Below are 24,979 nucleotides of genomic sequence, written 5' to 3'. Positions count from 1 at the left end.
CCCGCGGCCGGGGTGGGGGTCCACCCGGCCCCGGACCCCTGCGCCCGCGGCACCCCCGCCCCCCCCCCCCCCCCCCCCCCCGCGGGACTGCCCCGCCTGCGGGGGCACCGGATTCGCCGCCGCCGGCAACGGCTGGTCCCACCCCTGCCTCGGCTACCTGGAGATCGAGGACGACACGGTCGCCGCCGCCGACGACCCGTGGAACCGGCCCTGAACGACCCCCGCCGGGTGCGCGCGGCCAACCGCCGCGGGCACCCGGCGGCGTGCCGGTCCGACCTCCGTCCGCGACCGGATTGCCCTACCGTGATGGGCGAGCGCCCACCCGACGTCAAGGAGAACCCGTGACCGACACCGGCACTCCCGGGATGGACCCCGTCCTGGACGCCCTGTTCACCACGCAGGGCACCCTCGTGCGCTTCACCGCCGGCGAGACGCTCATCCACCAGGGCGACCTCACCGACGACGTCCTCGCCCTGCGCACCGGAGCCGTCAAGGTGCTGCAGCACGGCGACGGCGACGGCACGGCGATCGTCGTCGCCTTGCGGGAGCCGCCCGAGCTCGTCGGCGACCACGAGACCATCGCCGGCGGCCCCCGGACCAGTTCGGTGGTCGCACTGACCGACGGGAGCGCCCTGGCCGTCCCCGGCGCCGACTTCCGCGCCCTGGTCGACGCCGACCCGGCGGCGGCCCTGGCCGTCTACCGGATGGTCTCGAAGCAGCGGCGGGACGCGGACCAGGCCTACGTCGAGCAGCTCTCCCACACCGTCACCCAGCGGGCAGCGGCCCGCCTCCTGGCTCTGCTGCCCCGTCTCGGCGCCACCGACGAGGCGACGGGCGCCGTCAGCCTCCAGCTCAGACCGCGTTTGAGATCTGCAGCAAGCCGCTCGACTACTGAACAAAGTCCTGCCAGAAGGGGACGTTCGGTCGCGGGTTCCAGGTCTCGGGGTGCTCGTACCCCTCTTCGAACTCGGCGCTGATGTAGTCGGCAAGGTCTTCGCCGTAGAAGATGATGTCCGTGCCCCAGATCGAGAGGACGGGGTGCCCGTGGGTTCCGCTGCCTGCGGGAAGAAACCGGTGTGCGTAGAGAGGTACCAGTCGGGGCACCGCTGCCAGGTGCCTTTCTGCCGTAGCCCGGGCGTCCTCTGGTTCGGCGGGGCGTGTGCCCCACGAGGTGTGCCAGTAGCCGCGCTCGACCGCCCGTAGCACTCCCTCAGTCGGCCATGCGAGGTGGGAACGGAGTTCGTCGGGGTTGCCGTTGCGCCAGTCGGGCCAGGGCTTGTCCCAGGTAGTGCCTTCTTCGGGTGGCGAATAGACGGGCAGGCCGGCCGACAGGAAGGCGCGGTGGTCGTCGGAGAACTGGATGCCGTACTCGGTCTCGACGCGCTCGAACTCGTCGTCGCTGAGGCCGGGTTCTATGGTGCAGCAATCGGCCTGCCGCAGGCGGCGGGCGGCTTCGGCCCCGAGACGGGCTCCGTCGATGTCGATCACAGCGGAACAGTAGCCCTTGCCGCACCGGAGGTTCAGCTGGGGGTAATCGGACCGCAGTAGACAAGTGAGCGCGGACCGGAGCGGGTTGCCGCCCGGCCTCGGGCGAGCCGACGGACCATGACGCCGATCATCGCCCAGCGGATCATCGTCTCGGAGTGGGCCGGGCTGGTCTCGTAGTCCCGGGCAAGGCGCCGGTGCGCGGTGAGCCAGGAGAAGGTGCGCTCGATGGCCCACCGCTTGGGCTGGACCTGGAATCCGCGCTGACCGGGGTCCTTGCGGACGATCTCCAGCTCGCGGCCGAGGATCTGGGCGGACCAGTCGACGAGTCGTCCGGCGAAGCCCTGGTCCGCCCAGATCTTCCGGATACCTGGGTGGTCGAGGCGGGTCCACAGCAGTGGGCGGCGACCGCCGTCGCGGTCCTGGATATTCGCAGCGACGACGTGGACGGCCAGGAGCAGGCCTAGGGTGTCGGTGACGATGAACCGCTTGCGGCCCTTTACCTTCTTGCCCGCGTCGAAGCCCCTGGTCGTGACTGGGACGGTGTCGGCGGTGCGGACGGACTGCGAGTCGATCAGCCCGGCGCTCGGTTCCGCGTCGCGGCCGTCGGCTTCACGGACCTTGCCGCGCAGGGCGTCGTGGATGCGCTCGACGGTGCCGTCGTCGTGCCACCAGGTGAAGTACCAGTACACGGTCGGCCAGGGCGGGAAGTCCTTCGGCAGCTGCCGCCAGGCACATCCGGTCCGCACCACGTAGAAGATCGCATCGACGATCCGCCGCCGCGGGTGCTTCTCTCGCCGGCCACCCTTCGGCCCCACCCTCGCTGGCGGCAGCAACGGCTCCACCAGCGCCCACTGCTCGTCCGCCAGGTTCGACGGATACCCACCCCCAGAACCACTCACACAGAGCTCAACGACACTGACAACCCCACGGCACGGCAGATCTCAAACGCGGTCTCAGAGGCTGATGAAGGCCGCCTGAGAGGACTGGCGGGCGGCGTCGACCAGGCTCAGCCGGGTGAAGGCTGCGGGGGTCATCAGGGGCTGCCAGCCGTGGAGCGTGTGGGTGCGCCACTCGGTGTGTTCCTCGGGCTGGAGCACGATGTCGTTGATCTGTTGTTCGCTCATGCAGCCGCCGTCGAAGACGAAGCCCGCCTTCGCGCGCGGCCAGTGCGGGGAGGGAGCGGCGAAGGTGACGGCGAGGAGACGGGGCTCCTTTACAAGATCGGCGCGCAGGGTCGCGATGTCGTGGCCGGTCTCCTCGTAGAACTCGCGGACCGCGGTGTGGAGCGGGGTCTCGCCGTTCTCGACGTCGCCTCCGGGCCAGTTCCACACGGTGGGGTCGCGGCGTGAGCGCAGTGCCAGTGATCGGCCGTACGGATCGGTGATGTAGAAGCAGCCGTACAGGGTGGCGTTCTGGATCGTCGTCACGTACTGCTCCGGCGGCAGCCAGCCCATGGTCCCTCCGTAGCGCGACGTCCCGGCGGGATCACGCTACCGTCCCCGTCCGGCGGGCGGAGGGCGGACACGGGCCGAGGGCCCGCCCGTGTTGACGGGCGGGCCCTCGGCGAGCGGGGGGTGGGTCACGCGGCCAGGGTCTCGCGGCCGCGGCGGGTGCGCCGGTGGAAGGTGTCGCGGAAGGTGGCCTGCCAGCCCTCGGGGTCGATGTACTGCATGGCGATCATGGCGGCGATCACCGCGCCGGTGAGGTCGTTCTGCACTTCGGCCCAGGAGTGGTCGTCGGGGCAGGTCGTCAGCCCCTTGAGGCCGTGGAGGGCGTGCATGGCCTCGCCCGCCTCCTCGCCGACCTTGCCGACCTGGAGGGCCTTCAGCTCTTCGCCGGGGATGTCCGCGCCGGCGGCGCGGCAGACGGCGGAGAGGCGTTCGACGGCGTCGAAGATGTCTTGCACCGGTTGCTCCTTCACTACGGGGTGTGGTGGGTGGTGGCCCCCGCCCCGGCCGCGTGAGGCGGTCAGGCGTCGGGGGAGCGTGTGGGGCGGCCCATCTGGTGGACGGTCCAGCCGGCGGCCAGCCAGGGTTCGGCGTCCAGCGCGTTGCGGACGTCGACCACCGTTCGGGCGGGCGTGCGGTCGGCCGCCGCGACGGGCAGCTTCGGGTCGCGGGTGTACTGCCCCCACTCGGTGGCGACGACCACCAGGTCGGCCCCGGCGACCGCGTCCAGGGCGGTGTCGGCGAAGGCCAGCTGGGGGTGGGAGCGGCGGGCGTTGTCGAGCGACTCGGGGTCGTGGACGCGCACCGTGGCACCGAGGTGGTGCAGGCGGTCGGCCAGGCGCAGTGCGGGCGAGTCCCGGACGTCGGAGGTCCCGGCCTTGAACGCGGCTCCGAGGTAGCCGATGGTCAGGCCCGCCAGGGGGCGGGCGGCGGCATGGGCGACGAGTTGGACGGCGGTGTCCATGCGTGCGCGGTTCACGGCCTGGACGGCGTCCAGGAGCCCGGCGGCGTCGGTTGCGCCGAGCTTGGTGACGGCGTGGGCGAAGGCGGCGACGTCCTTGGGCAGGCAGCCGCCGCCGTAGCCGAGCCCGGCCCGCATCCCGCCGTGGCCGATGCGCTTGTCGATGCCCATGACGTGGGCGACGTCGTCGATGTTGGCGCCGGTGAGGTCGCAGACCTGCGCGATGGCGTTGATGTAGGAGATCTTCGTGGCGAGGAAGGCGTTCGCTGCGGACTTGGCGACCTCGGCGGTCGCCGGGTCGGTGACGACCATCTCGATGTCGCCGCGGGCCGTGATCGGGGCGTAGACCTCCTGGACGGCGGCCAGCGCGGTCGGGGAGGTCAGGCCGACCAGGATGCGGTCCGGGAAGAGGCTGTCGGCGACGGCGTGGCCCTCGCGCAGGAACTCGGGGTTCCAGACCAGTTCGATGCCCTCCACGCCGGCGCGCTCGGTGATGATCTGCTGGAGCCGGGCGACGGTGCCGACGGTGACGGTGGACTTGCCGATGATCATGGCGGGCCGCCTCAGCAGCGGCACCAGCTGTTCGACGGCGCCCAGGACCTGGGAGACGTCGTAGCCCTGGCCGTCGGCGCGCAGCGGTGTGCCGACCGCCAGGAAGTGGACGTCGGCGAAGGCGGCGGCCTCGGCGAGGCTGGTGGTGAAGCGCAGCCGGCCGGTGGGGACGTGCTTGGCGAGCAGGTCGTCCAGGCCTGCCTCGTAGAACCAGGAGGCGCCGGTGGCGAGGGTGGCGCACTTGTCCGGGTCGATCTCGACGCCGATGACCTCGTGGCCCAGCTCCGCCATCGCGGCGGCGTGGGAAGCTCCGAGGTGGCCGCAGCCGATCACGGATACGCGCATGAACTGTCCTTCGTCGATGGGGTCTTGGGGTGCACCAGTGCGGTACACCCCAAGACGCTACCGCGACAACGCCGCCCTACCTGACGACCTGTCAGTTGATCAGATGGTCACGCCGAGCAGTTCGCACAGCTCCGTGAGCGCGGGGATCGCTTCCCGGCGGACGACCACGTCGCCCTCCCGGGCGCCCTCGACCGGGTACTCCTTGAAGACGCCGTTCTCCTCCAGGCCCTCGGTGTCGAGGAACACGATCTTCTTGCCCTCGGCCCGGGCCCGCTTCTGGACGGCTCGCCGGTCCGCGTGCAGGCCGATCACCAGCAGCGCCTTGGACTCGGGCAGCAGCGGCACCGGCGGCTCCTTCTGGTCGTAGCGGCGCACGAAGCACTCCTCCAGCCCGGCCCGCGCGGACAGGGTGTCGAAGTTGTGGGTGATCACCGGTCCCACCAGCGCGCCGGCGTCGTGCAGGGCCTTGAGCGCCCGGTGTGCGGCGGTCGGCCGGGCGACGAAGCACGAGCGGAACATCGCCACCAGGTCCGGCGCCTTGAGGTCGGCGCTGACCAGCATCTCGCGCACCAACGCGTCGTCTCCCGGGCGCATCGTGAAGGCGTGCGACTGCGTGAGCGCGTTGTCCCGCCGGTCGGTGACCCGGTAGACCTCGTGCAGGAAGTGCAGCGGCGGGATTCCCGCCTCGATGCTGGTGCCGCACCCCACCTCCACCTGGAACGGCAGCAGCTCCGCCAGGACGGACAGGTCCGGCGCGTAGGACGGGTTCCCGCGCCGTTCCTTGACCCGCATCCCGCCCCTCAGCACGTCCCAGGGCAGGTTGCGCACCGTACGCGGCACCGCGTACTCGTCGGTGATGAAGGTGACGTCCAGCGACCGGAAGCCCTCCGGGGTCGCCCGGCCAGCTCGCTCGTCCTGCGGGTGCTCGTCGTACTCGGCCAGGCCGAACCGCAGGTCGCCCTTCGCCCACACGTCGCCCTTGTCGCGCCAGTGGCCGTCCGCCAGCCACTGCCCGATCGACTGCCGGTACTCGGCGATCTCCTCGGCCGGAGCCGTGAACGAGACCGCCAGGTAGAGGTTGTCCAGCACCAGCCGCGGCACCGGGAACACGTGGTTCAGGTTGTACTCGTAGCGGTAGTGCACCACCCGGCGACGGCCCTGGTTGTCCTCGGACCAGCCCGACTGCTCGGCGTTCGCCGGGTCCTGGGTGCGCCGCCAGATGCCCTCCTCCAGATTGCGGGCCCGCTCATGCCCGCCACCGGCGAAGTGCCGCTCCCAGGACTCCACCTGCGCGGGGGTGAGCTGCTCGATCACGGGATAGGGGAAGAACACGAGACCTCCTTTGGTCGGCTGAGCGGGGGAAGACCAGCAAACGCCTGGAGGACCCGCCCGGGGAGGGCTCACAGCGGGGGCTCACAATCGTGAATCCCCGCACACACACGGCCAGTTGGGGCTACGCTCGCTCTCCCGGGCGTGCGGCTGACGCGGAGCCCATGCCGCCCCGGTTCCACAGGTCCGATCCGGACATGCAAGGGAACACCGTGACGCCACGTCGTGAACCGAACCACCGCCTCGCCCGGCTCATCAAGGAGAGCAAGGCCAGCAACGCCGCCCTCGCGCACCGCGTCAACGAACTCGCCGCCCGCGCCGGCGCCAAACGCGCGTACACGCACACCTCGATCAGGAACTGGACCGTCCGCGCCATGGTCCCGGACGCGCCCGCACCCGCGCTTCTGGCCCTCGCTCTCAGCGAACGCCTCGGCCGAACGGTGTCACTCGAAGAGATGGGCATGGCCGATACGCCCACGCCCACCGTCGAGACCGGCTTGAATTTCCACAGAGACCCCGACCAGGCCCTCAATCTCGCGGCCGAGTATTGGAGCACTGTGGACCGCCGGAGCTTCGTCAAGGCCAGCCCCTTCGCGCTCACCGCCTACAGCCCCGCGACCATGCGCTGGATGGCCGTCCCCGCCGACCCGCCCCGCGCCCGCGTCGCCGGCCCGCGCGTCGGCCGCGCCGACATCCTCGAACTGCGCACCGCCGCCGACGAGGCCCGCCGCTGGGACTCCAAGTTCGGCGGCGGCAACTGGCGCGCCCCCATGGTCACCGACTGCCTCACCCAGCGCGCCGCCCCACTGCTGCGCGGAACCTTCACCGACAAGATCGGCACCGAGCTCTTCGCCGCCACCGCCGAACTCGCCCGCGTCGCCGCCTGGCACGACGTCGACATGGGCAACCACGCCAGCGCCCAGTCCCACCTCGTCCAAGCCCTGCGCCTCGCCCGCGCCTCCGGCGACCGGGCCGTCGGCTCCTACGTCCTCGCCACCATGGCCCTGCACACCTTCCTGCGAGGCTTCCCGAACGAGGCCATCGACATGGCCGAAGGCGCCTACGAGCGTGCCAAGCACGACGCCCCGGCCCGAGTCCTCGCCTTCGCCAAACTGGCCGAAGCCCGTGCCCACGGCCTCGCCGGCGACGCCCCAGCCGCAGCAGCCGCGCTCAGCCGCTGCGAACAGCTCGTCACCACCGCCGACACCGACCCCCGCGACCCCGACTGGCTCACCTACCTCACCCACGCCCGCGTCGCCGCCGACGCCGCCGAGATCTACCGGGACCTCGGACGCCCCGCCGACGTCCTGCGCTGGAACGAGCAGGCCACCGCCATGCCCGCCGGCGTCTTCAGCCGCGCCGTCGGAATCCGCCACACCATCATCGCCACCGCCCACCTCCAGCAGCGCAACCTCGAACCCGGCCTCGCAGCCGGCGAACACGCCCTGACCATCCTCAGCACGGTCCACTCCACCCGCAGCCGCACCTACCTACGCACCCTCACCACCAACCTCAACCCCTGGCGCACCGAACCCGAAGTCGCCGACTTCCTCCACCGCGCCGACCAAGTCCTCACCCACTGAGGGACCAAACCCCCGAACGCGAGGCGGTTCGGCCTCCCGGAAGGATCGGAACGATCAGCAGCCGCGGGCGCCGCCCAGCCGCCGTCCTTCGGCGAACGGGACCGGCGAAAGGTGAAGCGGCTGGCCGGCCACTGCCTGCCTCCCGCGACGGCCACAGGCAGCGACCGATGACCGCCCGTAACCCTGCTCGGCGGCCCTCGCCAGGCGCCGGGAAGTGGTGCTGCGGATCGCCCTGCCGAACATCCCGGCCTGCACCGCCACGCTCGGCACCGGCGGAGTCGGTGCGGCCTTGCTCCACGGCACCGTCCCGGCCGCGGCCCCACCCGTCTGGCCACCCGTCGTCCTCGATGGCGTACGACGTCGCGCTGCGCACCTTGCACCGCCGCGACGGCTGACACAACCTGACTCCGTCAGCTCGGCATGTCGTACGGCCCGGAGCTCCAGCACCGGGCCGTACGACACGGCCTCCGGGGAGGATCGGAACGGCCAGTAGCAGGAACTATTGGAGGGGGTGCGTGGGCGCGGTGTCTGCGAACTCGGCGTAGATCAGGGCGTAGTCGGCCCGCGGGGCGAGCGCGCCGGGACGGTGAGGGCCAGTGCCGTCCGCGTCCCAGTAGGTGCCGGTCAGCCACACCGTCTCGCCTCCGCCCTCGGGGGTCACCTCGCTGAACCGGGCGCAGTCGGCGCTGCTGCGGGCGTGGCGCAGGCGAATGATCCAGTACAGGGTGCAGCGCACTGCCCGGACGCCGTTCACCTCCGCGAAAGCCGGCTTGCGCTCGGCCCAGAACGCCGCAGCGGCGGCCGGGTCGGTGGGCGGCTCGGTGCGGGCGGGCACCTGCTGCAGCGCGCCCCAGCAGGTGCGCCGCTGCAACTGCTTCAGGGTGATGCGGCCCGCACAGAACGCCGAGGCGGTGCCGAACTCGCAGGCGATCTGGTCCAGGTCCGCGGCGACGCCGGCGTCGGCCAGGGTGACGCGCATCTGCCGGGCCTCGTCCAGCTCGGAGGCGGTGACCGCTCCCGCTACTGGCCGTTCCGATCCGCCGGCGCTCCTGCGGCACAGCAGGCGCGACCGGCGGCGCTGTACGGTCGGCGGATGCACCCTGGCAACCAGCCCGGTCCCGCCGGATCGCGCCCCCGGATTCCCGCCGTCGAGCAACTCGTGGACGACGGCCTCGACGCGGTTGTGTGCACTGGCGATCCCGGCGTCGTGCGGGGCCTGCTCGCCGAGCTCGCAGACCGCGGGGATACCGCGCTCTGGGAGGCGGCAGTACTCCTTCTCGGTCTGTTGGCGACCCGGCCGGTCTACGGGCTCGGGGAGCACCAGGGCGTCGAGCGTCTGCGGCAGGTCGCACGGACCGCGGACCCCGGCACGGCCATGGTGCTGTCACTCCAGGCCGTCCACCGCTCCGAAGGGACCATTGCCGCCCACGACACCTGGCAGCAGGCCCCCGCGGCGAACCGGGAGCTCACCTTGAAGCAGCTACTCATCGCTGCCGCCTGCACGATCGGCGCAGACCACGGACGACTCGATCCACAACGCACGGTGCGTCTCATTCGTGCGGCCGTCATCGACGCAACGGCTCCCTGACCGCTCGAGACCGGCGGGGCACCTCTAGTCAGCTCAGGGTGAGCGCACCGGTTCGGACGGCGTACGCGAGGGCGCGCGGGGTCGCCTCGCTGTACCGGGTGTTCGCTGAGAACGAGGATGCAGGCTGGGCCTCAGCGGCCGGACAACAACTCGCTCAGCGTGGACTTCGCGATGCCCAGCTCCACCCGTGCAGCCGCCTGCGAACCATGACGCTCGACGAGGAACTGCGCCGCGATGCCGCGCTGCGTCCGGACGTCCGTTCCGACGGTGGAGCGCAGCAGTTCGGTGACGGTCGCGGCCGCCCGGACCCCGGCGAGGGCGTGGACGGTGCGGGCGTCCGGCGGCAGGGCGAGGGCGGCGACCATCCGCCGGGCGTGCCGGGCAGCGAGCAGCACCGGGGGAAGGTTCTCCTCCGGGAGGTGGCCCTGCTGCTGGTAGACGAACCGGGCGGCCTCGTGTTCGCTGAGCTCGCTCAGTTCGTTGGCGGTGTCGATGTGCACGTAGCGCCCGCAGCGGGGGTCACCATCTACCGATGCAGCTTGATGGGTTGGCGACCTTTGCCGGCCCGGTCCTAGCAGTAGCCGTCCATCCTGCCGCTGGCCGGGGCGAGGTTGGGCCAGGGATGCCCGGCGTTGTCGGAGGCTGCCGACCGCAGGAGGTCAAGAAGAGCGCACCCGGGGTAACCCAGGAAGCTCGCGTAGGCGCCGCGGTAGTAGCAGCTCCAGTAGCTCACGACCCGCCGTTGCGTGCGTGCGAAGAAGGCTGGGTTGTCCACGATGAACTGTCCGTAAGCAAGGTGGCCGCTGGCGCCAGGGGCGGCGAGATCACGCAGTTTGTCGCAGATGACGACAAGGATCTCCAAGACGTACTCGCCGACCAGTTGCACGACGAAGGGCATGACCCACGGGTCCGTGCACCCGACGATCTTCTCCAGATGGCGCTGTCTGACCAGCCCGTCGCTGTGTCTTGAGTACAGGCTGTGCAGAAGCCGCTGTTGGCGCGGCGAAAGGGAGGCCACGACGTCAGGCGAAGGTTCGTCGTTGTAGAGGCGCCCAGGGATCGAAACCCGCTGGCCCTCTACAACGACAGAGAACGGGGCATGCGGCTGGAATCGAGCAGCTGGCATTACCGCCCGGACCGCCTCGGCGTCACTCGCGAGCTCGGTTGGGAACGCCGCGATCAACGGATCGCTGGTTTTGGAGAGCGGCTGCACGAGCCGAGCATAGGCGGCGGCCCAGCCAAGCGGAAAACGGCATGACCGCCCCTGGGACCTGGCACCCTGCAGCCGCACACCTTGAAACCAGGCTCGCATGGCTGATGAGCAACTCCTCGGATACGAAATTTAACAAGATGACGATTGTCATCAACAACGCAGATGGAGTCTGCCCGAAGCAGTGCCCGAATGCCGTTCCGAAGATTCTCTATGACGACCAGGAGATCACCGTCTGGTACAGGCGCGAAGACGGAACCCTCCAGAAGGATAATACTCCCCTCAAGGGGACCAGGCCTGCGGCATCCAGGCCTAAACGAAGGTAGACTGCTGCAATGCTGAACGCCAGGTACGACAGAAAATGGCATCACGCCAACAGCCATGATGGCGCCTCCGCGCTCATCACCGCAGCACTCGCCGCCCTGAAACCGTTTCGCGAAACGGGCGACAACCTCGTGGCACCGGGGACCATGGCGGAGTTCTGCATCGCCGACCGCCCCTTCACTAATGAGTACGGGGGCGACAACACCCTGCTCGTCTCCGCCAACTCAACCACCGGATTCGGCGCCCTGATCTGGTACCTCGCAGATTCGCATCCGCTGAAGCGAGGAACCGGCGAGCACGCATGGATCTCCGACAATCCGGAGCCACCCAGCTTCGACCCCCGCGTGGTTTCCGACCCGGGCTACCCCCTGTTCCACGACTCCGCCAGCACCTTGCCGATCAGCCAGATAAAGGCCGCACTGGAGGAGTTCGCCCGCACAGGAACAGGCGCACGCCCGGAATGCATCTCATGGACACCTGGCAACGCTGACGGGCAGCGCCACGACAGGCCTCCGATCTGGGAGTTCGACGAAGAGGAAACGCCCTTCTAAGAGGGAGCAGCCATCCGACCCTCTGCTGTTCATCTGGCCCAGACCGAGGAACAACACGCTGGGAATAATCACTCTCCCGCGGTATAACGCATGGCCAAGAGGACCGTCACCGGGTTGTGGCGGTCCTCTTCGCTGTCCTGACGGTAAGCACCCGACGTCGACTTCTCCGTCCGTTGCTCGCGGCGAAGCAGGTCATGGGCACGTATGCGCCCTGACGCTCTCAATGGGTGTCACGTCGCCCAGCGCACCGAACATGCCCTGGTCGGACTTCGGCGCCGCCAAGTCCAACGTCCGCTTCGACTACGCCGGCCCCGTCGCGGGCAAGTACAAGGGAACCGAGCGCGCTGCACATCATGGACGCCCAGAACACCCCCGAGCGAACCTTCCCGTCCTTCGCCGGCAAGGGCATTCCCGGGGCGAAGCAGCCGCTGCACCAGCTCATCAACCGCGAGAAGCAGGACGAGAACCGCAAGGTCGCGATAGCCACGTGCCGCATCATCTGGGGTGACTATGCGAACTCGGGCCTGCAATGCGACGAGTACCCGTTCTCGTCCACCTACGAAGGCGCGAACCAGAAAGACAGCACAGGCAACCTCGTGAAGCGATACTCCGCCCGCCTGATAGACGGAAAGGACAATGGGGACGGCGGCAACTTGATCAAGGATGTCTTCACCGTGAACCGGATCTTGGACACCGACCCGTTCTACGTCACGATCGTCCCGTAAGCCGTACGCACCTAAGGCCGGAGGACGACCAGTGCCGATCGTTTTCGAGTTCCGCACCGAAGCCAGGCCCGACAACGGCCTCATCGAGGTGTATGACTCCGACTCCTACCTCACCGACTCGGAAGCCGTCAGGCAGACCTGGGACACGGTGGTAGCGGGTACCGGCACCCAGATCTACCTCCGCAGCCTCCAGGGCATCGCACCTGCGGAGGTCCTGGTAAGGGTCTGGGACGGCCCTGCACCGGCCGACAACAGCTGGATCGCCGAGGGGGAACGCCCGACAGTACTCGACAGTGCCACGGGCGAGGTGGTCGTCCGCGCCTTCGCCCCGGACATCGCCGGTCACTTCCAGCTGCCGCGCCCAGGAGTCTACGAAGGCCGGGTGTCGTGGAAGGGCAGGCATGAGGCGGCCGCACAGGAGACGCGTCTCCACGTCGAACTCGGCACGGCGGAACAACATTCACAGGCCGACACCGACGCTATCTGGGCAGCCCACAGGGGGGTCCTTGAGACCTACCGGATCGACCTGTGGTGGACCGCCGAGTCCGAGGACGACGAGGAGAACGAATAGGCCTACCCCGGGTGCGGCACCTCCCCGACAGAGGTCCGTCTCCTGGTCCCGGACGAAGCGCAGCACCGGCAGCACGGGCAGCACCACCAGGTCGAGGCCGAGCTCCGTACGCAAAGTCGATCGCGCAACTGGGCGACACAGGAGAAGGATGGCACCAGGTAGGAAGCGAGAGGACCTCCGTGATCATCTTCGACACGAACGCCATCAACCGGATCAACCCAAGGAGCCCGCGGGCGGACATCGTGCGTGCCCTGCGTGCATCAGGGCAACACAGGGTCGGCATCCCGGGAACTGTCCTGGAGGAACTGGCCGCTCACAAAGCGAAGGACTACATCGCGCAGCGCGAGACGGCATCGACCGCACTCAAGGCCCTGCAACGGATGATGCCCTGGAAGCCTGCGACGGTGTTCGAGGAGCCGCCGCTGGAGCTGGAAGAGTGCCAGGAGTACTGGCGGAAGGCGTACTCGGAGCTCTTCGAAGTCGTGCCCACCTCGGGCGAAGCCGCATTGAAGGCACTCTCCCGTGAAGCGCTCGCACTGCCCCCGGCCAAGCAGGGCGACAAGCGGGCAGAGGGCGCGCGGGACGCGGCGATCTGGTTCACGCTCCTCGACTTCCTGCAGGAGTACCCGGACGAGGACGTGCACTTCGTCACGGACAACACCACCGACTTCGGCGACGGCAGCACCTACCGCTTCCCCATGAACCAGGACCTGGGGGACTGTGCCACACGTCTCAAGCGCCTGAGGGACTTCAACGCCGTCGTGACCGCATTCACCGTACCCGTCGACAACTCCTCCGCCACCGCGGGGGCGAAGCGCTACCTGGGTTCGGAGTCCGTCGCCGCAACAATCGGAAACCGCGCCTTCGCCGCACACCGTGCCGTACTCGGGTTTACGGGGTCCACCACGACCGGTGCTCCCGTCGAATGGAACTCCTGGATCACGCCACCAGCCTGCGCGCTGCTGAGCACCGGCAGAGTCGACGGCCACCGCATCGGCAAGGAGATCTGGTACACCGCCGAGACAACCTGGCTGCTGTACGGCCTCGCAGCCGCCGTGGGCCAGGGGCTGGAAGGCGTCTCGTGCGTATGGTCGGTCAAGCTCCTGTTCTCTGCCGACGCGGACGGCGATCAGGGAGCGCCCACGCTGCTGTCGCCTGACGGCCCGGCTGCTCCAGACCTACAGGACAAGACCACCGCAGACGCCCTGGCAGCACTCCACAAGGAGGTCCTACGCGAGCTCATCTCCAAGCGGCAACCCGGTTCGACAGCCGCCATAGACCAGGCCGGCAGGCCGACCGGCCCGGCGGACGTCAGCCTTCTGTACAAGACCTCCGGCATGGCCGATGCCGTAAGAGCGGCGATACTGCCGAAGTTCGACGTCGCCTCGTGGCTGACCAACTACACCTCGCCGGTTGCGGAGGCCGCCAAGGCGTCGGACCTGTATCAGAGCAACCTCTCCGCAATTCTGGCCAGCGCCACCAAGACGACCGATTTCGTCTCCGGCCTGCCCAACTACTCCGACTTCCTGCTCCCGACAAACGCGGCCATGTACGTCCGGACATGGCCGCACGATGACATCGACGCGCCCGAGGAGCTCCCCAGCTCCCAGGAACCGGAAACGCCAGGCGAAGACGACGGCTGAGGCGCGATGCACACTCCGCAGGGCCTGTCCACAGGCCCCACGCGCTGGGCCCGAAGACCCCTGCCCGCCGCACTGCGGCACCGGAGGTGGTGGCGTGGGCCGGGACGGCGTGTCCACTGACCGCCGAGCCCGTACCGGCGCGCAGGCGGTGCGCGGCCACGTAGCCGGGCCGGAGTTTGGCAGGGCCATGGTACGTGCGGTCGCGCAGGTCGTACAGGTCCCAGGGGCCCTTGCGGCCGGCGGGGTTGCGGGCGGTGACGACGGCGCGCACGGGGCCGGCGGGCTGACGCGGCAGGTCCAGGGCGGCGAGCTGGGTGGTGGTGCGCAGGTGGTCGGGGACCTGGCCCCACCAGTCGTAGATGGCCGGGGCGGTGACGGGCTGTTCCACGTGCTGCTCCCTTGGTGAGGGCGGGACGGGGTTGGGTGGCCGCCGCCGGGTGGCGGCGGCCGGTCGTACGGTCAGAGCCGGCGCAGTTGCGGGGCCGTGGGCGGCGGCGGGGCGGGGGTGAGCGACTGGTCGGCGGTGCGCTCGATCTGGTGGTCGCGCACGCCGCACTCGGGGCCGCGGTCCCAGGCCACGACGTACGGCCAGGGGGTGGGGTAGCGGCGGACCGTGGTGATGACGCCGAGGGTGCCGGCCGGGACGGCGGCGTAGGTGCGGGCGTCTTCTTCCCAGTACTCCTCGGCGGCCAGGTCCTCATCGATCCAGGACGCGCGGATCGGCTCCAGCAGCTCCACCCGGTCGCCTTCCTCCAGGCGCACGTGGGCGGTGCGGACCTGGGCCTGGTAGTGGAGCAGCTGGACCAGGGCCCGCTCGCGGTCGGCCGGATCGGTGAGGACTCCGGGGTCCAGGAGCAGCACCGGCGGGGTGGTCGACTCTGGTCGGAGCGGCGGGGACGGTGGGGTGGTCGTGGTGGTCACGGCCGGCCTTTCGGGTCGTCGGGACGCGGAGACGCCCGGCGCGGGGCGGGCTTCATGCCGTCGGCCAGGTCTCGCAGGTGGTGGACTGCGTCGTCCCAGCCCCGGCCGTACCAGTACGGTCCGGTCAGCGCGGCCGGGTGGTGTGGGACGGCTTCCAGCAGATCCGCCGCCCGGGTCCAGGACGAGGCCAGCCCCGTCCTCATCCGGCCGAACTCCTCCACCAGGGCGGCCATGTCGACGTCGGGCAGCGGGTCTCGTCCGGTCCCCTCGGCCAGTTCGCGGGCCAGCCAGCCGACGGCCAGACGCGCCCGGCGGGTGGTGTCCCAGGCCTGCGACCGGTCCCCGCCAGCCTCCGTACGCGGGCCCTGGGCGGCGGTGGCCGGGACTTCGGCGGCATGGGCGTCCAGCGCGTCGCGTACCTCGTCCTCGGAGCAGACCGTCGCGGGGCCGTGGTCGGTGCGGATCACCGCCTGTAGCCGTTCTCGGGCGTTCACCGGGTGGTCCTCTCCGTGCGGTGCAAGGCGCACTCCTCGATGAGTGGGGGGCGACTCGATGTGCGGGCCGCCCCGGGGCGGTGGTGCTACTGGTCGGTGTCGCAGTCGTGGTCGGCCTCGACGTGGTCGCCGTCCGCGAAGTCGGTGTCGAGCGTCCAGCCGCACTCGGCGCGGCCGTCCCAGCCGATCTGGCTACCGTCTCCCTCCTCGCAGTCGTGGTCGGCGTCCACGATGGTGCCGTCCTCGAACCAGGCCTCGCCCGCGCTGCCGCAGTCGCCGCAGTACCAGTCGGCGCACCAGTTCACGGTCGGCGGTTTGTAGGTGTGCTGCTGTTCGTCACTGCCTCTCCTCGGAACGGGGGTGGGTCCGTCCTGCCGGGGTGGGTCGGGACGGCGGGAGCGGTGCGGGGCGGGTCAGCCGGTGACGGTCTCGGCGTGCCGGGTGAGCGCATCCAGGAGCGTGGCCTGCTGCTCGGTCAGCTTCCCGTCGGTGCGGGCCGCCGCCTGCTTGCGCAGCCACGTGCCGGGCCGAAACGCGGGGTCGTCGCCGAGGCCGGTGCGGTTGGCGGGGCCGTCGAGGGTGCCGCCGGCGGCGAGGTAGGCGAGCAGGCGGCGGTAGGAGCGGTTCCAGTCCGGCTCCAGGCGCCACAGCTCGTCCAGGCTGTCGAGCTTGGCGACCTGGTCCTTGGTGAGGCCCACGGCCTTGCGCTGGCGGCGCATCCACGCGCCCACCGCGTAGTTGTCCAGCTTCGCGGTCGCCGGGATCGCCAGGTGACCGTGCCGGCGGTGGAACGCCGTGGCGTAGGCGTAGCCGCGCTCCCAGGCGTTGGCGTTCTTCGACCAGATCATGCCGAGCGCGTCCAGCTCCGAGACGCGGGCCGGGTCGAGCAGGTGCTGGCCGTTCAGGTGGCGCTGGCGGGTGAGCCAGGAGATCAGCTCGCCGTGCTTGGCCTTGTCGGTGGGGTCGAGGTGGCCGTGCTGGAGGTGGAAGACCTCCGCGACCGCGTGCATGCGCTGCCACTCGACCGCCCTGGGGTTGAACGCCCGCAGCTTCACGGTCTGGAGGATCTTCGCCGCGTGCTGCCGGGCATTGATCCGCAACCACTCGACCGGCGACTCCATCGGGGCCGCCTGCTGCTCCCCCTCGCCGCCGGCCTCGGCGGTCTCGCCCCCGGCCGGCTTGGCCGCGGTGGTGTGCGCGGTGCCCTGCGAGCGGGAGGCGCGCAGCTCGGTGATCCGGCCGACCACCCGGGCGTCGTGCGCCGCCAGCGCCCGCAGGACCCGCCAGATGGTGCGGAAGCTGGAAGCCTCGATCTCGGCGTCGGCCTCGGCCTTCACGGCCTCGCCGACGTCGTGGACCTCGGCCGGGTGCGCGGTGGCGGTGTTGTCGCCGACCTCCGGCGTCGGCAGGTAGACCGGGATGATGACCCAGGACACCTTGCCCTGCCGGTAGGACTGGCGCAGCGCGCGGCCGACGGCCTGGACGATGTCGATGACCGAGGACTTGGGGTCCGCAAAGACGATCGCGTTGACCGTGGCGACGTCGATCCCTTCGGTCAGGAGCCGGCTGTTGCAGAGGAATCCGCATTCCTCTCCGTCCTCGCCGGTGTGAGCCTTGAACTCCGTGAACGCGGCCCGGCGGTCCTTGAGCCGGTCGGTGCCGGCCACCGCCTTCGCCCAGATCCGCTCCGGACGCTCCGCGTCCTCGAGTAGCTCCGAGGCCTCCAGCAGCGTGCTGGCGAACTCCCGCGCCCCAGCCACCCGCGAGTGGAACGTGATGACCCGGCGCAGCCCGAGGTCGGCGACCGCGCGCAGCACCGCGATCTGCAGCGCCAGGCGCAGCAGATCCTCGTTGGAGCGCTGCGAGCGCAGGTCGGCGATGGCCGGGAGGTTGAGCAGCTCGCGCAGGTCCTCGTCCGTCACCACCGGGACGAGGACGCGGTAGTCGGCGAGGTAGCCGTGCTCGATCCCCTGCCCGAGCGTCCACGTGAAGACGGTGGGGCCGTAGATGGCCTCGTCGTCCATCGAGCAGAGGACGGGAAGCTTCTCCGTGGTCTCACCGTCGGCGTCTGCGGCGAGGTCGGCCAGGCCGTCCTTCGCCCGCCGGTCGTCCGCAATCCTGGGGGTCGCGGTGAGGTACAGCCGGCGCTTCGCCGGGACCTGGGCGTCGTCGTGGATCGCGGCCCACGCCTTCCCCTCAGAACCGGCCGTACGGTGGGCCTCGTCGATGATCACGAGGTCCCACTGGGCCAGACCCCAGCCCTGGTGGGCTTGGACGATGCGCTCCAGCGAGGCGTAGGTGGCGTAGACGGTGACCGGCTGGTTGTCGGGTGCGCCGTTGACGAGGTCGGTGATCCGGACGGCCTGCGTGGTCACCTCGGCGTGGACCCGGCCGCCGGCTTCCGCGCTCTCCAGTGCCTCCTCGCGCGAGCACGCCGCCACCGCCAGCCCCCGGCGACCGCCCCGGAGCGACCAGGACTCTGCGGTCTGCTCCAGCAGCTCGATCGTCGGGACCAGGACCAGCACCCGGCCACGAGCGGCCAGGCGGCGGGCGCACCCGGCGGCGATCAGCGTCTTGCCGGATCCGGTCGCCGCGACAACGGTGGCGCGGCCGCCGTCCTTCACCTCGCGCACCGCGGCCGCCACGGCGTCCTTCTGGAACCAGTGCAGCGGCAGCGGGTTCACGGTGGCGGCGCCGGACGGCTGCGCGGGGACCGGCTGAGCGGCTGCGGCGCGGAACGCGGCCGGCACGTCGGCCTCGGTGGCGATGGTGGTCTCCACGGCGGTGCTTCTCCTTCGGATGCTGAGGCGGTGGGGCGAGGCGCTCGGTCCTGTGGAAGGGTCGGGCGGGCGGCCTCTCCCCGGGGCCAGGTCATGGTTGGGGAGAGGCCGACCGGACTCTCTACTGCTGCTCGGGCGGCACCCAGCCGCGGACTTCGAGGTAGGCGATGTCGGCGTCCTCGACCGCGCGACCGGTCTCCACCAGCCACTCGCGCATCGCCTCTGTGACGTCGCCGTGGTGGTCGGCGACGCGCTGGGACCACTCGGCGGCGTCGAACCCGCCGGTGCTGGCGGAGCCGTAGGTGCGTTCCTCGGTGCCGTCGGCGCGGGGGATGAAGCCGCGGCGCAGGCCCGGGGAGTCCTCCGTGGAGCCGGCCGACATCGTGTACTGGTCGGCCTTCATCCGGACGGTGAAGGCGAGGCGGCCGCCGGCCTGGCTGGTCTCGTGGACGACCGGGGCGAGGTGGGAGGCGCCGGACTTGATGGCCTGCTTGCCCGCGCGGCCGGCCATCGACTCGCCGGGCTTGCCGACGACGTCCTTCTGCCGCGTCCGGGCTTTCTGCCCGGTCTTGGTGCGGCGCCGCTCGACGTTCTCCTGGGCGACCGCGGACAGGGTCTCGGTGTCGCGCTCGCCGCCGCGCACCGCGCGCACGACCTGGCGCAGCGCGCCGACGAACGCCGCTCCTTTGCCCTTGGTGAAGAACTGGGAGACGAGGCTGGCGTCGCGGCCGAGCATCTTGGCGACCTGGCGCTTGGTGTAGCCCTGGTCGAGCAGCTGCTGGGTCAGCCGGGCGGCCTCGTTCGGCTGGTTCGGGTCGGCCGGACTCACCGGTCACCTCCGGCCGCCCGCTCGGCGGCGAGTTCGGCGCGGCCCAGGCCGCGCAGCTTGAGGTACTGCTCCTGGCTCCTCGGGTGCTCGATGGGGCCGGTGAGGTGTCCCTTGAGGAGGTAGTCACCGGGCTCGCCCCGGTAGGGCCAGGGCTGGCGCTCGGTCAGGGCGATGCCGTCCGTGCCGAAGTACACGACCGTGCCCGGCCGGGCGTGGAGGGCGCCGGCGTAGCCGATGACCTCCTTGCCCTGGCGGTACTTCATGTCCAGCAGCGCCGCCCGGGCCCCCGACCACACGTAGGCGGCCCACTCGGGGTGGGCGTAGGGGTCGCGGGAGAAGCCGGCCTGCCGCTGCCAGGTCACCACCTGGTCGTCCTGGCCGAGGATCTCCACCCCGGCGGGGAGGGCCTCGCCGAGCGGGGTGGTGCCGGAGACCAGGCGCGGGCGCTGGGCGAAGCCGCCCAGGCCGAACAGCAGCACGGAGCGCACGGCGCGGCTGGCGAGGTAGGCGGCGGTGCGCTGCCGCTCGTCGCCGTGCAGCTTCGAGAGGTTGGTCAGATCCGCCCAGGCCGCCTTCAGCCGCTTGCCCCACTCGTCCAGCGGCTTGCCGTCCTCGAACAGCAGCCCGCCCAGGATCTCGACCTTCCACGGGGCGATGTGGTTTGACAGCGCGAGGTGGATCTCCGCGCCGCCCGCCCAGGTGGTGAAGGTGGCGCCGGGCTCGGACGGGTAGATCCAGGCGCGGTCACCGGTCACCGGGGCCGGGAGCAGGCCGACGTGGTTCCAGCCGGCCGGGACGGTCACCCGCACGTTCCAGTGCGAGCACGACATCAGGGCCTTGACCTGCTCCGCATCCGTCATCGCGGCGAACGCGGCGGCGGTGACGCGGCGCGGGGTGCCGACCGGGGACTTCCACAGGTGCTTGGCGTAGGCGAAGGTGCGGTCGTACTCGACCAGCGCGGGCAGGTGCTCCGGGACGCGAGGGGGCATGATCAGCTCGGTGCGGCCCTGGCCGCCGGTGGCGTGCAGCAGGCCCCGTAGCTCCTCGGACAGGACGGGGTAGCCGCCGGCCCACTTGCCGGTGGTGGGGATGGTGCGCGACCACAGGTCCCGGCCCGTCTGCGACGGCGAGCCCATCAGGACGGCGTCGTCCCAGTGGCGGCGCAGCGCCTGCCACAGCAGCGTGAACGCCTGACGGCAGGTGACGACGTCGGCGCCGTCCGGGTCGAACCACTCCCCCATCGACCGGATCTCCGTGACCGGCCCCTCCGGGGAAGCGGCGGGGGCGTAGCGGCCGACCGGCTGGCGCTGGTGGACGAAGTGCCCGGCCAGCTTGTCCCGGCCGGAGCCGACCGCGGTGGTCCACCGCTCGCTGGGGGTGTTCAGCCAGGCCGCGACCGCGTCCTTGAGCGTGGAGTACCGCTCGGCGCCGTCGTGCCACGGCGCGCCGGCGGTGATGTAGACCCGCTCCGTGCCGGGCGCGGCGTGCAGGACGGCGTCCAGGACCTCGCCCGGGGTGCGGGCGCCGAGGTCGAGGCGCAGCACACGGTCGCGCACCGCCAAGTCGCCGGTCGCGGCGTCCAGGAACACCGTGGCGCGGGCCTGCTGCGTGAAGTTCGGGCGCTTGGAAACCAGGCCGGTGGTCACGGCCTCGAACCGGGCACCGGCCGGGCCCTCCGGGAGGGTGGGCAGTTCGCGCGGCCCGAACTCGACCACCGGACGCGGCGTGGCAGCGACCGAAGCGACCGAGGCAGCCGGGATGACCGGCGCGGTGGCCGGGGCGGGCGGCTCGGCGACGGCCTGGTCCTCGGCCTCGGCCGACGCCTCCGTCACCGGGGCGGCCGGGGCCGGCTGCTCGAGTACGGGGGCCGGGCGGGTCAGCGCCGGAGCGACCGCGGCGGCGGGCTCGGCGGCCGGGACGGGCTCGGCGGCCGGCGGGGGCTCGGGCACGGGCGCCGGGTCAGGCGCGGTGGCGGGGGTCTGGGCGTCGGCCTGGGCGGCGCGGACGGCGGCCGGGGTGGGGTCCAGCAGCGGAGCGATCCGCACGACGTCGCCGACCGACAGCCCGGAGGCCTTCGCGACCGCTGCGGCCTGGGCTCCCTCGTACCCCGCGAGCCCGGCAACCCGGCGCGAGCGCTGGGCGGTGAGCTTGTCCAGCTCCTTCTGCGCGGCCGCGACGGTCTTCTCGGCGGCCGTGATCTCGGTGCGCAGCTCACGCAGACCGGCGAGCTCGGCGGTGTACGTCTTGCGGTCCATCAGCGCCTCACTCCCCCTTGGTGGCGGACTGGTCGGTGGTCGGATTGGTGGCGACGTAGGCGATCGGACCGCCGGACACGGAGGCCAGGCGGGTGCCGAGCAGCAGGCCCGCCAGGCGGGCGTCCTCCGGGTCCTGGGGGTTGGCGGCGTTCGCAGGGGCGGTGAGGTCCCTCAGGTAGCCGGCGAGGCGCGCCTTCGGGAAGCGGAACCGGCCCGTGGTGCCGACCGTGCCGTCCGACTCCCACTCGGCCAGGCCGGTCAGCACCGCGACGACGAACCCGGCGACCGTCACCGGCAGCACCCCGCCGGCGGCGACCCGCGCCGGATCGCACCGCCACCAGCCGGACAGCGCGGCCAGCAGCTGTGCCTCGTTCAGTGCGGTGCCGAAGCCGATCCACTGGCGGTCCGGCTCCTCGACCCGGGCCGGGGCGTCCGAACGCAGCACCGCCACCTCGGCCGCGCCGAGCGCGGTCAGGTCGGCGGCGGGCCGGGCCTGGAGCGCCTGGAGAGCGGCCAGCGGGAACACCTGGCGGCCCTGCTCGCGCACGCCGGGGACCACGCCGGTGGCCATCAGCTTCTTCACCGTCGGGATCGAGCACCCCAGGGCCGTCCCGGCTTGACCGGTCGTCACGAACACGCCCACAACCTCCACGCCTATTCATCTCACTTAAAACGCTAGAGCGACTCTATGCTTCCCTGCCGACACTGTCCACGCCTTTCTAGTAAGTCATACAAGCATGGCTGAGCGGCTGCACGCCCTCCGGCGTTCGGTGCGGCGAGACCGTGGCCGGTCTGAAGCCAGCAGAAGCGCCTTGCGCGTCGCGAGCGCACTCGGATCCCACGACGTCACAGGCGTGGCCGGCGACGCCGGCCACGGCCACGCCGACAACAGGTCGGGCGGCGGAAGCGCGCAGACGTTCGGAGAGCGGCAGACCGCGCGTCAACGGAGAACCGCGGCGCGCCGCGCATGAGGTGACGGGCCATCACCGTAGCGCCGCCGGCTGCTAGCCGTAGACCATGATCACTTCCAACTGGTGGCGCCGCGGCGCCACCGCGCTGACCGCCACCGCCCTCGCCCTGCTTGCCGTCCCGGCCCAGGCCGCCCCCGTACCCACCGCCGCGCACCGCGTGCCCGGCGAGGCGGTGACCACCACGTTCTTCGCCGCGATCGACGCGCTCGACGTCGCGGAGGAGCGCCGCGACGGCTACGTCCGCACCGCCTACCGCCACTGGACCGACGCCGACCGCAACGGTTGCAACGCCCGCAAGGACACGATCATCGCCGAGGCCGTCCAGGCCCCGGAGGTGGGCCCCGGCTGCACCCTCACCGGCGGCGAGTGGTTCTCCCCCTACGACGACGTCACCGTCACCGACACCGCCGGCCTTGACGTCGACCACGCCGTCCCGCTTGCAGAAAATTGGGACTCCGGCGGCTACAGCTGGACGGCGAAGGAGCGCGAGCAGTACGCCAACGACCTGTCCGACCCGAGGACCCTGATCGCCGTCACCGCCCGCTCGAACAGGCAGAAGGCCGACAAGGACGTCGCCGAGTGGCTGCCGACCGCAGGCTATCAGTGCCGCTACACCGAGGACTGGGTCGCGGTGAAGACCCGCTGGCGCCTGGCCGTCGACCCCGCCGAGCTCGCCGCCCTCCACCGCATCGCCGCCGGCTGCGACGACGTCCCGATCACCGTCGTCCTCGCACGCTGACCATCCCGACCGCTCCCACCCACCACCGACCGGCAGACCCCCCAGGCACCGACCGGCCGCCGTGCCACAGGCCGGCCGCGGTCGCTGGCCCCGGGGGTCCCGGGCCGGCGACTACCCGAGGGCAGCCGAGCAATTCGGCCCGGACGCCGGACCTTCGGCAGGTTGAGAGCGGCGGCGCTGGTGTGGAGCCAGGCGTTCACCCGCCCGGCGGCTCCCGGTGGGCCCACGGCCGCAGCGGCTCGTCCATGTGGCCGTGGCGGTAGGCCCAGGAGGTGCCCGAGGACCTCCTGGCGGGCGATGCGCCGACGGTCGAGCCGGTCGGCGAGGGCCGCGGCTTGACAGTCGACATCGCGCTTCAGCTCGGCCGGCAGGGCCGCGGACGGCTTGGGCTGCGGCGGCTCGGCCGACTCGATCGCGTCGTTCAGCGCGTGGGCGATGACCTCCGGATCGTCCTCGCCGCTGAGGGCCAGGTCGCCGGGCAGCAGGCGTACGGTCTCGCGAATGCGCTCGGCGGTGGCCTTGTCGGCCCCGACGGCGTCGACCACCAGTCGGCCGTCCCCGCCGTCCGCGCGCCGTGGGACGGCTACTTCTACCCCGACGCCCCGTGCCGGGACGACTTCAGCTGGCCCGACCCCACCGAACTCCATGCCTCCGCTGTGGGGCGGCGAGCACGAAGTCGGGCATGCCGCCGCCGGTCCGGCCCTGCGGAGTCAGCGGGCGTTGCGCCGCACGAGGACCTTGAGGACCTCCCGGGCGTCGCGGCGGCGGTCGGCGTTGCGGGCGGCGACGGCGGTGACGGCGGCGGCGGTGATCGCCAGGGCGTACCAGGCGGTGCTCGCGGCGGTGATGAGGGCGGCGTGGTGCAGGGCGGGGGACACGGTTGTTCTCCTGGTGCTCGGAGTGGGTGGGTTACTGGCAGACGAGGTCGTGCAGTTGCTCGGCGATGGTTTCGGTGGGCAGGACGAAGATGCCGAAGCGGTCGTCCTCGCGCACGGTGTCCAGGTGGTCGACCGTGCTGCGCAGTCTGGGGTCGGGGCGGGCGAGGTCGGCGGTGCTCTCTGGCAGGTGCTGGCTGTGCCAGGGGGTGTTGAAGAGGTAGAGGTCGATGCCCTGCGGGACGCTGGGCGGGGGCGGTGCGGTGGGGAGGGAGCGGTCCGACTGGTCCATGAGCTGGGCGGTCTGGTGGTACCAGTGCTCGGCGTCGCGTAGCTCGCCGAGGGAGGCGTGGTGGAGGTAGAGGGCGTAGGCGGCGTTGCTCTCACCGGCTCCGGCGGCGAACTGGAACCAGAACTGGGCGAGGAGGGGGTGTCCGCTGAGGTAGAGGAGGGCGGCGAAGACGAGGCCGCCCTTGGGCTCGATGTCGGGGGCGTTGACGAGCAGTCCGTCGAGGAGGTCGGGGGCGTCGTACTCGTTGATGATGCAGGTGGCGAGGGTGCGCAGGTCGCGCTCCGCGTGCTGCTGGAAGGTGAGGGCCTGCGCGTGCCCGTCGGCGGGGCCGTCGGGCTGGGCCGCCGGGCAGGGTGCCACCTCGTGCTCCGGCTCGGGTGCGGTCCGCTGCTTGAGGGCGGCGATCTTCGCCGCGATGCGGCGGCGGCCGGCCTTCGGGTCGTAGCCGGTGAAGCGCGCGTAGGGGGCGGCGGCCTGCGCCAGGTGGTCGAGTTCGGTGTGCACG

General features: G+C 71.3%; 28 protein-coding genes. 9 read left to right on the top strand and 19 right to left on the bottom strand.

The annotated features are described in order from the left end of the window. Positions 1–341 precede the first annotated feature (341 nt). Positions 342–977: a Crp/Fnr family transcriptional regulator gene (locus tag ACFY0X_RS33965; protein WP_387760365.1), complete on the top strand. Its 636-nt coding sequence runs from the start codon at positions 342–344 to the stop codon at positions 975–977. On the opposite strand, the gene ACFY0X_RS33960 is transcribed toward ACFY0X_RS33965, so the two are convergent. The 6 genes from ACFY0X_RS33960 to ACFY0X_RS33935 all read right to left on the bottom strand — a co-directional run bounded on the left by ACFY0X_RS33960 (position 889) and on the right by ACFY0X_RS33935 (position 6,126). Next, positions 889–1,488 (bottom strand): hypothetical protein, encoded by a 600-nt coding sequence (locus ACFY0X_RS33960; protein ID WP_387760364.1) that lies wholly within the window; start codon positions 1,486–1,488, stop codon positions 889–891. The two genes, ACFY0X_RS33965 and ACFY0X_RS33960, sit on opposite strands and share 89 nt — an antisense overlap. 32 nt (positions 1,489–1,520) lie before the next feature. Next, positions 1,521–2,426, bottom strand: coding sequence for an IS5 family transposase (locus tag ACFY0X_RS33955; RefSeq protein ID WP_387760396.1), 906 nt, complete (start codon positions 2,424–2,426; stop codon positions 1,521–1,523). 15 nt (positions 2,427–2,441) lie between these two features. After that, a complete protein-coding gene (locus ACFY0X_RS33950) occupies positions 2,442–2,942 on the bottom strand; it encodes an NUDIX domain-containing protein (RefSeq protein ID WP_387760363.1) in 501 nt (166 codons plus the stop codon). Positions 2,943–3,067: 125 nt separating this feature from the next. Then, complete coding sequence (locus tag ACFY0X_RS33945; protein ID WP_387760362.1) at positions 3,068–3,394, bottom strand: MazG-like family protein; 327 nt, start codon at positions 3,392–3,394, stop codon at positions 3,068–3,070. 62 nt (positions 3,395–3,456) lie between these two features. Further along, on the bottom strand, positions 3,457–4,794 hold the full coding sequence (locus tag ACFY0X_RS33940) for a UDP-glucose dehydrogenase family protein (RefSeq protein WP_387760361.1): 1,338 nt from the start codon (positions 4,792–4,794) through the stop codon (positions 3,457–3,459). A 99-nt stretch (positions 4,795–4,893) separates the two neighbouring features. Further along, positions 4,894–6,126, bottom strand: a complete 1,233-nt coding sequence (locus ACFY0X_RS33935) for a hypothetical protein (protein WP_387760360.1) — start codon at positions 6,124–6,126, stop codon at positions 4,894–4,896. 194 nt (positions 6,127–6,320) lie between these two features. Between ACFY0X_RS33935 and ACFY0X_RS33930 the strand changes: the two genes are divergently transcribed. Then, on the top strand, positions 6,321–7,706 hold the full coding sequence (locus ACFY0X_RS33930; RefSeq protein ID WP_387760359.1) for a sporulation protein: 1,386 nt from the start codon (positions 6,321–6,323) through the stop codon (positions 7,704–7,706). A 499-nt stretch (positions 7,707–8,205) separates the two neighbouring features. Here ACFY0X_RS33930 and ACFY0X_RS33925 read toward each other — a convergent pair whose 3' ends face one another. Next, positions 8,206–8,685, bottom strand: coding sequence for a hypothetical protein (locus ACFY0X_RS33925; protein ID WP_387760358.1), 480 nt, complete (start codon positions 8,683–8,685; stop codon positions 8,206–8,208). A 114-nt stretch (positions 8,686–8,799) separates the two neighbouring features. Between ACFY0X_RS33925 and ACFY0X_RS33920 the strand changes: the two genes are divergently transcribed. Further along, entirely contained in the window at positions 8,800–9,294 is a 495-nt protein-coding gene (locus tag ACFY0X_RS33920) for a hypothetical protein (RefSeq protein ID WP_387760357.1), read from the top strand. Positions 9,295–9,425: 131 nt separating this feature from the next. Here ACFY0X_RS33920 and ACFY0X_RS33915 read toward each other — a convergent pair whose 3' ends face one another. Beyond that, positions 9,426–9,794 carry a hypothetical protein gene (locus tag ACFY0X_RS33915; RefSeq protein ID WP_387760356.1) on the bottom strand — a complete coding sequence of 123 codons (369 nt, stop codon included), beginning with the start codon at positions 9,792–9,794 and terminating at the stop codon, positions 9,426–9,428. Positions 9,795–9,865: 71 nt separating this feature from the next. Beyond that, positions 9,866–10,507, bottom strand: coding sequence for a hypothetical protein (locus tag ACFY0X_RS33910; protein ID WP_387760355.1), 642 nt, complete (start codon positions 10,505–10,507; stop codon positions 9,866–9,868). A 41-nt stretch (positions 10,508–10,548) separates the two neighbouring features. On the opposite strand from ACFY0X_RS33910, the gene ACFY0X_RS33905 reads away from it, so the two are divergent. The 5 genes from ACFY0X_RS33905 to ACFY0X_RS33885 all read left to right on the top strand — a co-directional run bounded on the left by ACFY0X_RS33905 (position 10,549) and on the right by ACFY0X_RS33885 (position 14,318). Continuing rightward, a complete protein-coding gene (locus ACFY0X_RS33905; RefSeq protein ID WP_387760354.1) occupies positions 10,549–10,830 on the top strand; it encodes a DddA-like double-stranded DNA deaminase toxin in 282 nt (93 codons plus the stop codon). Positions 10,831–10,839: 9 nt separating this feature from the next. After that, a complete protein-coding gene (locus tag ACFY0X_RS33900; RefSeq protein ID WP_387760353.1) occupies positions 10,840–11,379 on the top strand; it encodes an Imm1 family immunity protein in 540 nt (179 codons plus the stop codon). Positions 11,380–11,732: 353 nt separating this feature from the next. Further along, the gene (locus ACFY0X_RS33895) at positions 11,733–12,104 is read left to right on the top strand and encodes a NucA/NucB deoxyribonuclease domain-containing protein (RefSeq protein ID WP_387760352.1); all 372 of its coding nucleotides are present in this window, start codon (positions 11,733–11,735) and stop codon (positions 12,102–12,104) included. 31 nt (positions 12,105–12,135) lie between these two features. After that, on the top strand, positions 12,136–12,675 hold the full coding sequence (locus ACFY0X_RS33890) for a hypothetical protein (protein WP_387760351.1): 540 nt from the start codon (positions 12,136–12,138) through the stop codon (positions 12,673–12,675). 179 nt (positions 12,676–12,854) lie between these two features. Next, complete coding sequence (locus ACFY0X_RS33885) at positions 12,855–14,318, top strand: PIN domain-containing protein (RefSeq protein WP_387760350.1); 1,464 nt, start codon at positions 12,855–12,857, stop codon at positions 14,316–14,318. A gap of 459 nt (positions 14,319–14,777) precedes the next feature. Here the strand turns inward: ACFY0X_RS33885 and ACFY0X_RS33880 are convergent, their stop codons facing one another. The 7 genes from ACFY0X_RS33880 to ACFY0X_RS33850 form a co-directional block, all read right to left on the bottom strand. Then, positions 14,778–15,239: a hypothetical protein gene (locus tag ACFY0X_RS33880; protein ID WP_387760349.1), complete on the bottom strand. Its 462-nt coding sequence runs from the start codon at positions 15,237–15,239 to the stop codon at positions 14,778–14,780. Further along, entirely contained in the window at positions 15,236–15,733 is a 498-nt protein-coding gene (locus ACFY0X_RS33875; RefSeq protein WP_387760348.1) for a hypothetical protein, read from the bottom strand. Before ACFY0X_RS33875 ends, ACFY0X_RS33880 begins: the two co-directional genes overlap by 4 nt. An 86-nt stretch (positions 15,734–15,819) precedes the next feature. Continuing rightward, positions 15,820–16,038, bottom strand: coding sequence for a hypothetical protein (locus tag ACFY0X_RS33870; RefSeq protein WP_387760347.1), 219 nt, complete (start codon positions 16,036–16,038; stop codon positions 15,820–15,822). Positions 16,039–16,146: 108 nt separating this feature from the next. Continuing rightward, positions 16,147–18,513 carry a Helicase associated domain protein gene (locus tag ACFY0X_RS33865; RefSeq protein ID WP_387760346.1) on the bottom strand — a complete coding sequence of 789 codons (2,367 nt, stop codon included), beginning with the start codon at positions 18,511–18,513 and terminating at the stop codon, positions 16,147–16,149. Positions 18,514–18,634: 121 nt separating this feature from the next. Further along, complete coding sequence (locus tag ACFY0X_RS33860) at positions 18,635–19,342, bottom strand: helix-turn-helix domain containing protein (protein WP_387760345.1); 708 nt, start codon at positions 19,340–19,342, stop codon at positions 18,635–18,637. Then, positions 19,339–21,597, bottom strand: coding sequence for a hypothetical protein (locus tag ACFY0X_RS33855; RefSeq protein WP_387760344.1), 2,259 nt, complete (start codon positions 21,595–21,597; stop codon positions 19,339–19,341). The genes ACFY0X_RS33860 and ACFY0X_RS33855 overlap by 4 nt, the downstream gene beginning before the upstream one ends. A gap of 7 nt (positions 21,598–21,604) precedes the next feature. Next, positions 21,605–22,228, bottom strand: a complete 624-nt coding sequence (locus ACFY0X_RS33850; protein ID WP_387760343.1) for a DNA-binding protein — start codon at positions 22,226–22,228, stop codon at positions 21,605–21,607. A 386-nt stretch (positions 22,229–22,614) separates the two neighbouring features. On the opposite strand from ACFY0X_RS33850, the gene ACFY0X_RS33845 reads away from it, so the two are divergent. Further along, positions 22,615–23,307 carry an HNH endonuclease family protein gene (locus ACFY0X_RS33845; RefSeq protein WP_387760342.1) on the top strand — a complete coding sequence of 231 codons (693 nt, stop codon included), beginning with the start codon at positions 22,615–22,617 and terminating at the stop codon, positions 23,305–23,307. 196 nt (positions 23,308–23,503) lie between these two features. Here ACFY0X_RS33845 and ACFY0X_RS33840 read toward each other — a convergent pair whose 3' ends face one another. From ACFY0X_RS33840 to ACFY0X_RS33830, 3 genes are all read right to left on the bottom strand, one after another. Continuing rightward, positions 23,504–23,656: a hypothetical protein gene (locus ACFY0X_RS33840; RefSeq protein ID WP_387760341.1), complete on the bottom strand. Its 153-nt coding sequence runs from the start codon at positions 23,654–23,656 to the stop codon at positions 23,504–23,506. A 361-nt stretch (positions 23,657–24,017) separates the two neighbouring features. Next, entirely contained in the window at positions 24,018–24,185 is a 168-nt protein-coding gene (locus ACFY0X_RS33835; protein WP_387760340.1) for a hypothetical protein, read from the bottom strand. Between the two features lie 31 nt (positions 24,186–24,216). Continuing rightward, on the bottom strand, positions 24,217–24,978 hold the full coding sequence (locus ACFY0X_RS33830) for a hypothetical protein (RefSeq protein ID WP_387760339.1): 762 nt from the start codon (positions 24,976–24,978) through the stop codon (positions 24,217–24,219). Position 24,979 lies beyond the last annotated feature (1 nt).

The organism is Kitasatospora sp. NPDC001547 (assembly GCF_042894165.1).
Lineage (GTDB): Bacteria > Actinomycetota > Actinomycetes > Streptomycetales > Streptomycetaceae > Kitasatospora.
The sequence above is the reverse complement of the archived record's forward strand: the minus strand, read 5'-3'. Positions and strand labels throughout refer to the sequence as shown.

What these genes read in the sequence shown, in the direction of transcription:
- ACFY0X_RS33950 (WP_387760363.1), bottom strand. Translation starts at nt 2,942, where the DNA reads ATGGGCTGGCTGCCGCCGGAGCAGTACGTGACGACGATCCAGAACGCC.
- ACFY0X_RS33940 (WP_387760361.1), bottom strand. Translation starts at nt 4,794, where the DNA reads ATGCGCGTATCCGTGATCGGCTGCGGCCACCTCGGAGCTTCCCACGCC.
- ACFY0X_RS33930 (WP_387760359.1), top strand. Translation starts at nt 6,321, where the DNA reads ATGCAAGGGAACACCGTGACGCCACGTCGTGAACCGAACCACCGCCTC.
- ACFY0X_RS33925 (WP_387760358.1), bottom strand. Translation starts at nt 8,685, where the DNA reads ATGCGCGTCACCCTGGCCGACGCCGGCGTCGCCGCGGACCTGGACCAG.
- ACFY0X_RS33920 (WP_387760357.1), top strand. Translation starts at nt 8,800, where the DNA reads ATGCACCCTGGCAACCAGCCCGGTCCCGCCGGATCGCGCCCCCGGATT.
- ACFY0X_RS33905 (WP_387760354.1), top strand. Translation starts at nt 10,549, where the DNA reads ATGACCGCCCCTGGGACCTGGCACCCTGCAGCCGCACACCTTGAAACC.
- ACFY0X_RS33900 (WP_387760353.1), top strand. Translation starts at nt 10,840, where the DNA reads ATGCTGAACGCCAGGTACGACAGAAAATGGCATCACGCCAACAGCCAT.
- ACFY0X_RS33895 (WP_387760352.1), top strand. Translation starts at nt 11,733, where the DNA reads ATGGACGCCCAGAACACCCCCGAGCGAACCTTCCCGTCCTTCGCCGGC.
- ACFY0X_RS33855 (WP_387760344.1), bottom strand. Translation starts at nt 21,597, where the DNA reads ATGGACCGCAAGACGTACACCGCCGAGCTCGCCGGTCTGCGTGAGCTG.
- ACFY0X_RS33845 (WP_387760342.1), top strand. Translation starts at nt 22,615, where the DNA reads ATGATCACTTCCAACTGGTGGCGCCGCGGCGCCACCGCGCTGACCGCC.
- ACFY0X_RS33840 (WP_387760341.1), bottom strand. Translation starts at nt 23,656, where the DNA reads ATGTCGACTGTCAAGCCGCGGCCCTCGCCGACCGGCTCGACCGTCGGC.